General features: G+C 43.4%; 1 pseudogene. It reads right to left on the reverse strand.

The annotated features are described in order from the left end of the window. Positions 1–272 (reverse strand): annotated as a pseudogene (locus C1E99_RS09880) (leucine--tRNA ligase); the annotation flags it as partial.

A 272-nucleotide genomic window follows, 5' to 3' on the forward strand; every position in this document is an offset into this window, starting at 1 on the left:
CTTCACAACAATATTGACTAGTTTGTTCGGTACACTAATCACCTTCACAACTGTTTGCCCAGCGATTTCAGCTTGGACTTTTTCGTCTGCCAGAGCAACTTTTTCAAGTTCAGCTGGTGCTAAGTCTTTGGCTACAGTCAAGCGAGCCTTTACTTTGCCCTTGATTTGGACAACGATTTCCACTTCGCTTTCTACCAGCTTACTTTCGTCATATGTTGGCCATGCGACATATGAGATAGACTCAGCTGACTTAGTCAAACCTTGCCATAACT

Origin of the sequence: Streptococcus suis (assembly GCF_002964045.1) — a bacterium.
Taxonomy (GTDB): Bacteria; Bacillota; Bacilli; order Lactobacillales; family Streptococcaceae; genus Streptococcus; species Streptococcus suis_U.